The sequence below is a fragment of the Pseudomonas sp. 05T35 genome, assembly GCF_056396605.1.
Genome location: NZ_JBFTLU010000123.1, coordinates 1 through 13,029, shown reverse-complemented (window position 1 = coordinate 13,029; position 13,029 = coordinate 1). Strand labels below are relative to the sequence as shown.

The 13,029-nt window shown below is 56.2% G+C and carries 11 protein-coding genes and 1 pseudogene; 9 read left to right on the top strand and 3 right to left on the bottom strand.

Going from position 1 to position 13,029, the window contains the following annotated elements:
* The 8 genes from AC1DH9_RS12220 to AC1DH9_RS12185 all read left to right on the top strand — a co-directional run.
* On the top strand, positions 1-925 hold a 925-nt coding region (locus tag AC1DH9_RS12220), incomplete at its 5' end, for an ABC transporter substrate-binding protein (RefSeq protein WP_477808232.1).
* A 302-nt stretch (positions 926-1,227) separates the two neighbouring features.
* Complete coding sequence (locus tag AC1DH9_RS12215) at positions 1,228-2,829, top strand: ABC transporter substrate-binding protein (protein WP_477808231.1); 1,602 nt, start codon at positions 1,228-1,230, stop codon at positions 2,827-2,829.
* A gap of 170 nt (positions 2,830-2,999) precedes the next feature.
* On the top strand, positions 3,000-4,412 hold the full coding sequence (locus tag AC1DH9_RS12210; protein WP_427542639.1) for an OprD family porin: 1,413 nt from the start codon (positions 3,000-3,002) through the stop codon (positions 4,410-4,412).
* Positions 4,413-4,490: 78 nt separating this feature from the next.
* Positions 4,491-6,086 carry an ABC transporter substrate-binding protein gene (locus AC1DH9_RS12205; protein ID WP_427542642.1) on the top strand — a complete coding sequence of 532 codons (1,596 nt, stop codon included), beginning with the start codon at positions 4,491-4,493 and terminating at the stop codon, positions 6,084-6,086.
* A 74-nt stretch (positions 6,087-6,160) separates the two neighbouring features.
* On the top strand, positions 6,161-7,171 hold the full coding sequence (locus AC1DH9_RS12200; RefSeq protein ID WP_477808230.1) for an ABC transporter permease subunit: 1,011 nt from the start codon (positions 6,161-6,163) through the stop codon (positions 7,169-7,171).
* 10 nt (positions 7,172-7,181) lie between these two features.
* The gene (locus AC1DH9_RS12195) at positions 7,182-8,093 is read left to right on the top strand and encodes an ABC transporter permease subunit (protein ID WP_019691855.1); all 912 of its coding nucleotides are present in this window, start codon (positions 7,182-7,184) and stop codon (positions 8,091-8,093) included.
* A gap of 10 nt (positions 8,094-8,103) precedes the next feature.
* Positions 8,104-9,072 carry an ABC transporter ATP-binding protein gene (locus AC1DH9_RS12190; RefSeq protein ID WP_427542646.1) on the top strand — a complete coding sequence of 323 codons (969 nt, stop codon included), beginning with the start codon at positions 8,104-8,106 and terminating at the stop codon, positions 9,070-9,072.
* On the top strand, positions 9,072-10,043 hold the full coding sequence (locus tag AC1DH9_RS12185) for a peptide ABC transporter ATP-binding protein (protein ID WP_477808229.1): 972 nt from the start codon (positions 9,072-9,074) through the stop codon (positions 10,041-10,043). The genes AC1DH9_RS12190 and AC1DH9_RS12185 overlap by 1 nt, the downstream gene beginning before the upstream one ends.
* Before the next feature lie 333 nt (positions 10,044-10,376).
* Here the strand turns inward: AC1DH9_RS12185 and AC1DH9_RS12180 are convergent, their stop codons facing one another.
* Positions 10,377-10,886: a GNAT family N-acetyltransferase gene (locus AC1DH9_RS12180; protein ID WP_427542652.1), complete on the bottom strand. Its 510-nt coding sequence runs from the start codon at positions 10,884-10,886 to the stop codon at positions 10,377-10,379.
* A 161-nt stretch (positions 10,887-11,047) separates the two neighbouring features.
* Positions 11,048-11,335: pseudogene (locus AC1DH9_RS12175) on the bottom strand (IS110 family transposase); the annotation flags it as partial.
* Positions 11,336-11,710: 375 nt separating this feature from the next.
* Here AC1DH9_RS12175 and AC1DH9_RS12170 point away from each other — a divergent pair.
* On the top strand, positions 11,711-12,334 hold the full coding sequence (locus tag AC1DH9_RS12170; RefSeq protein WP_477808228.1) for a hypothetical protein: 624 nt from the start codon (positions 11,711-11,713) through the stop codon (positions 12,332-12,334).
* A 93-nt stretch (positions 12,335-12,427) separates the two neighbouring features.
* Here the strand turns inward: AC1DH9_RS12170 and AC1DH9_RS12165 are convergent.
* A partial coding sequence (locus tag AC1DH9_RS12165) for a hypothetical protein (protein WP_477808227.1) occupies positions 12,428-13,029 on the bottom strand: 602 nt, incomplete at its 5' end.

The window sequence follows — 13,029 nt, the reverse complement described above, 5'->3', positions numbered from 1 at the left end:
CGTCAAGATCGACAACCTGATCTTCGCTATCACCACCGACCCGTCGGTGCGTATTCAGAAGCTGAAAAAGAACGAGTGCCAGATCACCCTGTTCCCACGCCCGGCCGACCTGAAGGCGCTGAAAGAGGACAAGACCCTGAAGGTGCCTCAACAGGCTGGTTTCAACCTGGGTTACATCGCCTACAACGTGATGGACAAGATCAAGGGCAGCGATCAGCCGAACCCGATGGCTCAACTGAAAGTGCGCCAGGCACTGGACATGGCCGTCAACAAGCAGCAGATCATCGACTCGGTTTACCAGGGTGCAGGTCAACTGGCGGTCAACGCCATGCCGCCAACCCAGTGGTCCTACGACACCACCATCAAGGACGCGCCATACAACCCTGAGAAAGCCCGCGAGCTGCTCAAGGAAGCCGGCATCAAGGAAGGCACCGAGATCAACCTGTGGGCGATGCCAGTGCAGCGTCCTTACAACCCGAACGCCAAGCTGATGGCTGAAATGCTGCAGTCCGACTGGGCCAAGATCGGTATCAAGGCCAAGATCGTGACCTATGAGTGGGGCGAGTACATCAAGCGCTCCAAAGGCGGCGAAAACGGCGCGATGCTGATTGGCTGGAGCGGCGACAACGGTGACCCGGACAACTGGCTGAACGTGCTGTTCGGCTGCGATTCGCTGCAGGGCAACAACTTCTCCAAATGGTGTGACAAGAAGTTTGACGGCATCGTGAAAGAAGCCAAGCGCACCACCGATCAGGCCAAGCGCACCGAACTGTACAAACAGGCGCAACACGTCCTCAAAGACGCCGTTCCAATGACACCTATCGCTCACTCGACGGTGTTCCAACCCATGCGCGACAACGTGCAGGACTTCAAGATCAGCCCGTTTGGCTTGAACTCCTTCTACGGAGTCAGCGTCAGCAAATAAGGTTTTGCAACGGTGACGTCCCTGACGTCGCCGTTGCCTTATCTGCCAAGACAGCTGGAATTCGCCTACTTCCCAAACCACTGCGGACCACTGCAGCGGGCTTAGGACGTGTCGCCTTTTCCTACCTGTTTTTCAGGCCTTACGCATTTACCGCCTGACCTTCGACTCATACCGTCGGGGTTCGGCCGTTTTTTCGCTGCGGCTGGCAACTGCTGACCCCATGGCTTTGGATCAGTGATGTCTGCACGTCCCAGGACGGGACGACGACTCACTGTTTAACACCTAAAAAGAGAGGGAGCGTTATGCGCCATACTTTGGTTTTATCCGCATTACTGGGCACCGGTCTGTTGGCCGCCACGTCAATCAGCCAGGCCGCCAATAACAGCCTGGTGTTTTGCTCCGAGGGCAGCCCGGCGGGCTTCGACACCGCGCAGTACACCACTGCGACCGACAACGACGCCGCCGAACCGTTGTACAACCGGCTGGCCGAGTTCGAAAAAGGCTCCACCAATGTCGTACCGGGCCTGGCCACACGTTGGGATATTTCCGAGGATGGTCTCAAGTACACGTTCCACCTGCRCGAAGGGGTGAAATTTCACACCACCCAGTACTTCACACCGAGCCGCGACTTCAACGCTGACGATGTGTTGTTCACCTTTAATCGCATGCTCGATACCGAGCACCCATTCCGCAAGGCTTACCCGACCGAGTTTCCGTACTTCAACGGGATGAGCCTGAACAAGAACATCGCCAAGGTCGAGAAGACCGGGCCGTTGACCGTGGTCATGACCCTGAACTCGGTAGACGCCGCGTTCATTCAGAACATCGCCATGAGTTTTGCCGCGATTCTCTCCGCCGAATACGCCGACCAGTTGCTCGCGTCCGGCAAGCCGAGCGACATCAACCAGAAGCCGGTCGGCACCGGGCCGTTCGTGTTCAAGAGTTACCAGAAAGACTCCAACATCCGCTACACCGGCAACAAGCAGTACTGGGACCCGAGCCGGGTCAAGCTCGACCAACTGATTTTCGCCATCAACACCGATGCGTCGGTGCGTGTGCAGAAGCTCAAGAAAAACGAGTGCCAGATCACCCTGCACCCACGCCCCGCCGATGTCGACGCGCTGAAAAACGACCCCAAGCTGCAACTGATCGAGAAGCCCGGTTTCAACCTTGGCTACATCGCCTACAACGTGCGGCATAAACCCTTCGACCAGCTCGAAGTACGCCAGGCGCTGGACATGGCGGTGAACAAGCAGGGGATTCTCAAGGCGGTGTACCAGGGCGCCGGCCAACTGGCGGTCAACGCCATGCCACCGGCCCAGTGGTCCTACGACGAAACCATCAAGGACGCCGCCTACAACCCGGAAAAAGCCAAGGAATTGCTCAAGGCAGCCGGGGTCAAGGAAGGCACCGAGATCACGCTCTGGGCCATGCCGGTACAGCGTCCCTACAACCCGAACGCCAAGCTGATGGCAGAAATGTTGCAGTCGGACTGGGCGAAAATCGGCCTGAAAGTAAAAATCGTCAGCTACGAATGGGGCGAGTACATCAAGCGCACCAAGAATGGCGAACACGACATCAGCCTGATCGGCTGGACCGGCGACAACGGGGACCCGGACAACTGGCTGGGCACCCTGTACAGCTGCGACGCGATTGGCGGCAACAACTATTCCATGTGGTGTGACCCGCAATACGACAAGCTGATCAAGCAAGCCAAGATTGTCACCGACCGTGAGCAACGCACGGTGCTCTACAAACAGGCYCAGCAATTGCTCAAACAGCAAGTGCCGATCACGCCTGTCGCCCACTCGACGGTCAACCAGCCGTTGAGCGCCAAAGTCGAAGGATTCAAGGTCAGCCCCTTCGGCCGTAACGTCTTCTCGGGTGTCAGCATCGACCAATAACTGATTAGCCAAAAACCTGAGGGCGATTTTCGCCCTCACGCAAAGGTGTTGCCTGAATTCGGCGAACACGCCAAATGCAAACGTTTGCTATGCGTGAATGAGTTAAAAACCAAATAGCCGGATCACCAAAAAAGACCGGCATTAAAAAAAGAAAGAAAGGAGCGTCACCCATGAAACTGAGCAGCACCGCGATATTGGCCTTGGCCATCAGCAGCATCACGGCCACGGCCTATGCTGAAACCCAAAGCCAGGAATTCACCCCGGTTACGGTCAACACCAGCAGCGCACAGGCCGCCGCAACCGGCTTTGTCGAAGGTCAGAAGATCGACGGTTCCACGCGTAACTGGTACGCCAACGAACAATTGAAACGTGGCGGCAAATTCACCTACCGCAAAGACGGTGTGGCGACGCCAACCGACCGCCGTATCAACTGGGTTCAGGGCACTATCGTCAAGTACAACTCCGGCTTCACTCAGGGCACCATCGGTGTCAGCACTGAAGTAGCTGCCTACAACGCCATTGCACTGGATCGTGATCACAAGGATCTGGCATCCAACAACGGCGGTGCACCGGGCTCTCGTCCAGGCGCAGGCAACAACCGTACCCTGACCAAAGAAGGCGGCGATGCCCAAGGCCAGTGGAGCAAACTGGGCTTGGCCAACGTCAAGTTCCGCGTATCGAACACGACCCTGACCGCCGGCCGCCAGAACTTCAGCACCCCGATTGTCGACACCATCGGCAACCGTGCGTTGCCTTCGAGCTTTGAGGGCGTGAGCCTGCACAGCGAAGAGCTGAACAATCTGTCGTTCGATGCGGGTTCCTTCGACCGCGTGTCCCCGCGGACCGAAGAGAGCCTGTCGAAATTCCGCTCCGAGTACACCAATAACAAAGCCGAAACCGATCGCGTTAACACCGCTGGTCTCAACTATCAGCCGTTCAAAAGCCTGAAGACCAGCCTGTACGTCGCGAACGTCGAAGACTTCTGGAACCAGTACTACTTCGGCGCCACCCACGAACTGGGCGATAGCTCGGTGCTGGGCCTGACCACCGGCCTGAACTACTACAAAACCCTCGACACCGGCAAAAAGGAAATGGGCAACATCAACAACGATGCCTACTCCGTGTCGTTCGGCCTGACCCACCAAGCCCATAGCCTGACGTTCTCCTGGCAGCAAATTGCCGGCGACGAATACTTCGACTACCTGCACGAAACCAACGGCATCTACCTGGCCAACTCCTTGCTCTCGGACTTCAACGGCCCGAACGAGAAGTCCTTCCAGATCGCCTATGGCCTGAACATGGCTGAATACGGCGTGCCAGGCCTGAAGTTCAATATCTACCAGGCTCGCGGCTGGGGCATCGACGGTACGCACTACACCGGCACCGCCTATGACGTGAAAAACATGGATGGCGAGCACCACTATGAATACGGCATCGGTACTTCCTACGCCGTACAAAGTGGCCCGCTGAAAGCCACCACCATTCGCGCGACCTACACCGCGCACCGCGCCTCCGAAAACCAGGCTGACGGCAGCCTCAACGAGTTCCGTCTCGTGACCACCATCCCGTTCAACATTTTGTAATTCACCTGCCGAACGGCTGATTCAGTGAAGAATCGGCCGTTCGGCTTTTGTCCTTTAACCGATTGCAGAGGGCTCTTGATGAAAATGCTTCCTTTACGAGCGGCCATCGCCGCCACGTTGCTGAGTGTCGCTATCGGCGCCTCGGCCAAACCCTTGGTGGTCTGTACCGAAGCCAGCCCGGAAGGCTTCGATATGGTCCAGTACACGACTGCAGTCACAGCCGATGCGGTGGCCGAAACCATCTTCAACCGTCTGGCGGACTTCAAGCCCGGCACCACTGAAGTGATTCCGGCACTGGCCGACTCCTGGGACATCAGCGAGGACGGTCTGACCTACACGTTCCACTTGCGCAAAGGCGTCAAGTTCCACACCACCGAATACTTCAAGCCGACCCGCGACATGAATGCCGACGACGTGGTCTGGAGCTTCCAGCGTCAGCTGGACCCGAATCACCCATGGCACAAGCTGTCGAGCGTGGGCTTCCCGTACTTTGAGAGCATGGGCTTCAAGGAACTGCTCAAAAGCGTAGAAAAAGTCGACGACAACACGGTCAAGTTCACCCTGACCCGCCGCGAAGCACCGTTCCTGGCAGACATCGCCATGGCGTTCTCCTCGATCTACCCGGCCGAATACGCCGACCAGTTGCTCAAGGCCAACAAGACCGGCGACCTGAACAACAAACCGGTCGGCACCGGCCCGTTCATCTTCCAGCGTTACGCCAAGGACGCCCAGGTGCGCTTCAAGGCCAACCCGGACTACTTCCGTGGCAAGCCACCGGCTGATGCGTTGATTCTGGCCATCGCCACCGACAACAACGTTCGCCTGCAAAAGCTCAAGGCCAACGAGTGCCAGATCGCGCTGTATCCCAAGCCCGATGACATCCCGAGCATCAAGAAAGACGCCAACCTGAGCGTCGATGAACTCGACGCGATGACCGTCTCGTACATCGCCATGAACACCACCCACAAGTACATGAGCGACGTGCGGGTCCGCAAAGCCATCGACATCGCCTTCGACAAGGAAGCCTACGTCAACGCGCTGTTCGGCAAAGGCAACGCCTCGGTAGCCGTGAACCCGTACCCACCGACCCTGCTGGGTTACAACAAGACCCTGCAAAACCCGAAACGTGACCTGGACAAGGCGCGTGCCCTGCTCAAGGAAGCCGGCGTGCCGGATGGCACCGTGCTTACCCTGTTCACCCGTAACGGTGGCGGCCCGACCAACCCGAACCCGATGCTCGGTGCGCAGATGATGCAAGCGGACCTGGCCAAGGTCGGGATCAAGCTCGACATTCGCGTCATGGAATGGGGCGAGATGCTCAAGCGCGCAAAAAATGGTGAACACGATATGGTGTCCGCCGGATGGGCCGGTGATAACGGCGACCCGGATAACTTCCTGACGCCTATGCTCAGTTGTGAAGCCGCGAAGAACGGCGAAAACTACGCCCGCTGGTGTAATGAGAAGTTCCAGACGCTGATCGATGAAGCCCGGGCTAAAGTAAACCCGACCGAACGTGCAGCGCTCTATGAACAGGCGCAGGCTATTTTCAATCAGGACCAGCCATGGATCAGCATGGCGCACACCCGAATGTTTACGGCCATGCGCAATAACGTCGAGGGTTATCACATTAGCCCCCTGACCACTAACAACTTCGCTACCACCCAAGTGAAGTAGATAAGAAAACGCCCGGCAACGTTGATCCCAACGCTGCCGGGAACGCCTAACCGGCTGATGAGGTACACCAGAAGATGTTTAGTTTTATTGCCCGCCGATTGGGATTATTGATCCCCACGTTCTTCGGCATCACCTTGCTGACTTTCGCGTTGATTCGCATGATTCCCGGCGACCCCGTGGAAGTCATGATGGGCGAACGTCGGGTCGATCCCGAAATGCATGCTCAGGCAATGGAACGCCTTGGTCTGAACAAACCGCTGTATGCCCAGTACCTGGACTACATCGGCAAACTGGCCCACGGCGACCTGGGTGAATCCCTGCGGACCCGTGAAAGCGTATGGACTGAATTCACTTCGCTGTTCCCGGCCACCCTGGAACTGTCCATGGCAGCCCTGCTGTTCGCCGGCGTACTCGGCCTGCTGGCCGGGGTGATCGCGGCGCTGAAGCGAGGGTCCCTGTTCGACCATGGGGTGATGGGCATCTCCCTTGCCGGGTATTCGATGCCGATTTTCTGGTGGGGCCTGATCCTCATCATGTTCTTCTCGGTCTCCCTGGGCGTGACCCCGGTGTCCGGGCGGATCGACCTGCTGTACGACATCGAGCCAAGAACCGGCTTCATGCTCATCGACACCCTGCTGGCCAATGACACCGGCGCGTTCTTCGACGCCCTGCASCACCTGATYCTKCCGGCCATCGTGCTCGGCACCATCCCGCTGGCAGTAATCGCCCGGATGACCCGCTCCTCGATGCTCGAAGTCCTGCGTGAAGACTACATCCGCACCGCCCGGGCCAAAGGCCTGTCGCCGTCGCGCGTGGTGTTCGTTCACGGCCTGCGCAACGCCTTGATCCCGGTACTGACCGTGGTCGGCCTGCAAGTCGGCACATTGCTGGCCGGTGCGGTCCTGACCGAAACCATCTTCTCCTGGCCCGGTATCGGCAAATGGCTGATCGAAGCCATTGGCGCCCGGGACTACCCCGTGGTGCAAAACGGAATTCTGTTAATCGCCTGCCTGGTGATTCTGGTCAATTTTGTAGTGGATATTCTTTATGGCTTCGCAAACCCACGCATCCGTCACCAGCGCTGAGACCCTACGTATGAGTACTCCAACTACCGCCGTAGCAGTCGACCAAAGCCTGCTGTATCCATCGCCGTACAAAGAGTTCTGGCAAGCGTTCTCCAAGAACAAGGGCGCCGTCGCCGGCCTGTTGTTCATGCTGCTGGTTATTTTTTGCGCGATTTTCGCCCCATGGGTTGCGCCGCATAACCCGAGCGAGCAGTTCCGCGACTTCCTGCTGACCCCGCCGGCCTGGCTGGCAAACGGGCAGATGCAATTCCTGCTCGGCACCGATGAGCTGGGACGCGACCTGCTGTCGCGCCTGATCCACGGTTCGCGCCTGTCCTTGATGATCGGTTTGTCATCGGTGGTCATGTCGCTGATTCCGGGGATCCTRCTGGGTCTGTTCGCCGGGTTCTTCCCGCGTCTGCTGGGCCCGACCATCATGCGCCTGATGGACATCATGCTGGCCCTGCCGTCCTTGCTGCTGGCTGTGGCGATCGTCGCCATCCTCGGCCCTGGCCTGATCAACACCGTGATCGCTATCGCCGTGGTGTCCCTGCCGGCCTACGTTCGTCTGACCCGCGCTGCGGTGATGGGCGAACTGAACCGCGACTACGTGACCGCCGCGCGCCTGGCCGGTGCCGGTCTGCCGCGCCTGATGTTTATCACCGTGCTGCCCAACTGCATGGCGCCGCTGATCGTTCAGGCAACCCTGAGCTTCTCCTCGGCGATTCTCGATGCCGCGGCACTGGGCTTCCTCGGCCTTGGCGTACAACCGCCAACCCCTGAGTGGGGCACCATGCTGGCTTCGGCTCGCGACTACATCGAACGCGCCTGGTGGGTCGTCAGCCTGCCTGGCTTGACCATTTTGCTCAGCGTGCTGGCAATCAACCTGATGGGCGACGGCCTGCGCGATGCGCTGGACCCGAAACTCAAGAACGCCGCCTGAGGAGATTCAAATGTCACTGTTGGAAATCAAGAATCTCAACGTTCGCTTCGGCGACAAGAACGCCGTTCCGGTGGTCGATGGTCTCGACATTTCCGTGGACAAGGGCGAAGTCCTGGCCATCGTTGGCGAGTCGGGGTCCGGCAAGTCCGTGACCATGATGGCGCTGATGGGCCTGATCGAACATCCGGGGATCGTCACCGCTGACGCCCTGAATTTCGATGGCAAGAACATGCTCAAGCTCAGCAATCGTCAGCGTCGGCAAATCGTCGGCAAAGACCTGGCCATGGTCTTCCAGGACCCGATGACCGCGCTGAACCCAAGCTACACCGTCGGCTTTCAGATCGAAGAAGTGCTGCGCCTGCACCTGAAAATGTCCGGCAAGGACGCCCGCAAGCGCGCCATCGAGTTGCTGGAAAAAGTAGAAATCCCGGGCGCTGCGAGCCGTATGGACGCCTACCCGCACCAACTCTCCGGCGGTATGAGCCAACGCGTGGCGATTGCCATGGCAATTGCCGGCGAGCCGAAACTGCTGATCGCCGACGAACCGACCACCGCACTGGACGTGACGATCCAGGCGCAGATCATGGACCTGCTGCTGGCGCTGCAAAAAGAGCAGGACATGGGCCTGGTGCTGATCACTCACGACCTCGCCGTGGTAGCCGAAACCGCCCAGCGCGTGTGTGTGATGTATGCTGGCCAAGCGGTAGAAGTCGGTCAGGTGCCGCAGTTGTTCGACATCCCTGCACACCCGTACAGCGAAGCGCTGCTCAAGGCCATTCCCGAGCACAGCCTGGGTTCCTCGCGCCTGTCCACCCTGCCGGGCATCGTTCCCGGTCGCTATGACCGTCCGCAAGGCTGCCTGCTCTCGCCGCGCTGCCCGTACGTGCAGGACAACTGCCGCCAACAACGTCCAGGCCTGGACCCGAAAAGCAACAGCCTCGCCCGCTGCTTCTATCCTTTGAATCAGGAGGTGGCGTAATGGCCGTCGTTCTCACTGCCCGTGACCTGACCCGTCACTACGAAGTCTCTCGCGGCCTGTTCAAAGGCACCGCGCTGGTACGCGCACTCAATGGCGTGTCGTTCGAACTCGAAGCCGGCAAAACCCTCGCTGTTGTAGGCGAATCCGGCTGCGGCAAGTCGACCCTGGCCCGCGCCCTGACGCTGATCGAGGAGCCGTCTTCGGGCTCATTGAAAATCGCCGGGCAAGAAGTCACCGGCGCCAACAAGGCCGAACGCAAACAGCTGCGCAAAGACGTGCAGATGGTCTTTCAGAGCCCTTACGCCTCGTTGAACCCACGGCAGAAAATCGGCGATCAGCTTGCAGAGCCACTATTGATCAACACCACACTTTCCGCGGCCGAACGCCGTGAAAAAGTCCAGGCGATGATGAAGCAGGTCGGCTTGCGTCCTGAGCACTATCAGCGTTATCCGCATATGTTCTCGGGTGGTCAGCGCCAGYGGATCGCCCTGGCGCGCGCCATGATGCTGCAACCGAAAGTGCTGGTCGCGGACGAACCGACCTCGGCGCTGGACGTGTCGATTCAGGCCCAGGTACTGAACCTGTTCATGGACCTGCAGCAAGAGTTCAACACCGCGTACGTGTTCATCTCCCACAACCTGGCGGTGGTGCGTCACGTCGCTGATCAGGTGCTGGTGATGTACCTCGGTCGCCCGGTGGAAATGGGCCCGAAAGAAGACATCTACACCCGTCCTCTGCACCCGTACACCCAGGCCCTGCTGTCGGCCACGCCGACGATCCACCCGGATCCGGACAAGCCGAAAATCAAGATCGTCGGCGAACTGCCGAACCCGCTGAACCCGCCGTCCGGCTGCGCGTTCCACAAGCGCTGCCCGTACGCCACAGAACGCTGCAGCAAAGAAGAGCCGGCCTTGCGCCAGCTCGACAGCCGCCAGGTGGCCTGCCATTACGCCGAACAATTCGTCGTCTAGGCCGGGCATGAAAAAGCGCCCTCTCGGGGCGCTTTTTGAAATGCGTTGACCCACCCCCTCCTGTCTGACTGCGCATCAGTCCGACAGGAGGGGGTTTTCTTTTGTCTGAAACCTTAAGCCTTAGCCTTGGGTATCGTCTTCGGAATCGTCGGAGGATGGGTCCTCATCGCCTTTAGTGTCACTTTGACTCTGATCACCAGTGGCAACCATCAAGCCACTGCCCTGCACACTTTTTGCGGCCCAAAAACGATCGGTTCTGAATAATGGTTATAACTAAAACAACGACAGGACATTCTCATTTTTGGGCCAATCGAGCCACTCGATACCCTTGAATCAGTTTGAGGCAGAAGATGAGGCTCTAGTGGCTGCTGGCGGGCGCACCTGTGTGTTCGGGCGAACATAGTAGTTGTCGAACTCGCGACTTTCGACGAACTGAAAACCATGACGAATATAAAAACGATTTGAAGCGCTTTCTCTGAGAGCACCCACCCGCAATGTCAATTCAGATGCATCCGCTTCCACGAAGACTTGACGAAGGACAGCCGAACCTATGCCCAAACCTTGCGCACTTGGTTTGATGTACAGGTGATCAAGCAACAACCCATCGATGAGCGGCTTGACGACAACGAAACCAACCTGCTCGCCGGAAACCTCGATGTAGCGAGTGAACGCGGGAGAAAAACCATCGCGAAAACGCTCTCGTGCACGCACGGGATCGAAGCGACCAATGCGCTCAAGACTTTCACGCATAGCCTCAATCCGAATAGCAACAAGCGTTTCGAAGTCACTGGATTGGGTCGCGACAAGAGTGACCAGCGGGTTATGCGTGGTGGCAAACAGCATCCTATGTGCTCCAACTTCTATTCTGAGCGAGTCCCTATAAAGAGTTGCATCAATGACGCCTAGCCTACGGCACAAAACCTATTCCGTCTCACTGTACGGTTACAGGGTCTCGTGAAGCGATGATTGAGTTATTTTCCTCGCTCAAAATTTTCACCGCCAGGCGCTTCGGCATCAATGAAGTCGTTTTTGTGGCCTTTGACGAACGGTTTGACGTACTGCGGGGCAATCAGCTTGACAGTGTGGTCCAGCGCGCCGATTTGTCGAGCCAGCCAATGGGTGCCGCCGCAAGACTCCATCACCACCGTGCAGGCCGGTAATTGAGCCAATGTGCAGAGTAATTGGCCGCGACTGGATTTCTTGCGCAATACCTTATGGCCTTTAGCGTCCTGGCCATGTAAGTGGAAGCTGTGTTTGCCGATGTCGATACCGGGTTGTAATGATGGATTTATATTGCAATTGATACGCCATGATCATCACCTCACAATTGAATTGAGAAGCACTAAAAGATAAATTTTCATGCACATCTAGACACCTATCAAGCAGGAGCCTCATGAAAACTTATAAGTTCCTATCGCAACGCCGTCTACTATCAACATTGACAGTAGACAAGACTGTAGGATTGTAAAACATATTTCAGAAGCGCTGCCCCAAGAAATAGACAACTCAGGACTGAAAACGCAAAAACATTGCACAATTATAAAGTCCTCATTTACACCTCGATATAACCATAGCGCATATAACAAAAAAACCAGCACTGCAGTGCACCTATTCAAAAATAGTATAGCCACCTGTTATATTTCACAGTGCCCAAGAAGTATTCATTGATGCTCAACAAAATCCCTGACCGGATCAGCATTGGCGGCCCTGGCTGCACTACGCCGCAAGCAGATGATATTATTAGCGATCAATTTAAATGGAACGAAGCACAACTTATTAACCAGTGGGAAAACAACATAAGTCAAGCCATAAAAATCATAAAATCAAAGCCAAATGCATCGTCAACAGCAATGACATTAGATGTTGTTGAGCGCCTCGCAAAATCCGGAATCTCTCTTGGCTGGATGGCGCGAAATTATAAATTTGATTTTTCTTCCACACTTGTTAATGAGCGAACAGATAGTGCAACCCCAACCGAAGTAAACCTTATAGGCTACAGCCGAGGTGCTACCAGTTGCCATATGTTAGCCAACGCCATGCTCGGTGAAGGCATGATAGATGAAAGCCTTTTACCAGAAAAACTGGCAAAAATTAAAGCTGATTACAACAACTATGTAGTTATGCGCAATACAACTTACTCTACAAGCGTAGATATCCGTGGTGAGCGCGAAATATTTATGGGTGGCGAACCTACCAACTTCACCTCTGCGCAGGGCAATCGCTTTACCCCCAATCAAGGACTTGCCAAAGGGCATATCGAAGATATGTCCTATTTTAACGATATTACCTAACCCACTACAACCGTAAACCAGGAGAGTGCCTGCCATAGCTTGTGAGCAGGCCCTCTCGGCTACTCGTTTGCTATCTACCGTCACCAATACTTGCTAATAGGCTCGTTCCAATAATTCTCTCAACGCTTTAGCATTACTATCAGCTCCACCCCAAGGGCGTAATGCAGACTTTAAAGAACTGACAATGTTGCGCAACGTGGAATACTGTTCAACCTGCAGGACTCTGCCTTTAATACGCCCAAGCTCTTCAGCTGTCCCAAACCAGAGCGTACGAATTTGTCCAACTCCCTTGTTGGCGTCGATCAATGGTTGCCCAAACATATTCAACCAGTCATGCAGGCTCTCCAACTGCGCAAACAATACCTTTCCTTTTTTCACTTGCGACATGAGCGCTTCGATCTCGTTTCTACTCTCCACGGGCACGCCCTCAAGAATTGTATTGTATTCTCTAAAATGATTGGGGTGTATTTGTGTGCCCACCAACTCTTCCATACTATCTGGACTTCCCCCAGGATATTGTTCTATCACCCTTAAAACAACACCCCGTATCATAGCCATATAAGTACTGAAAAACGCACGCTGGTAATCGTTGACTCGAATGCTCAGTAACTTTGCATCCATCTCGGCAGCCGTATCCAGCCTCACGAATTTATCAATTTCTGTTTGAACGCCATTCATGAGATTTTCTTTAAACG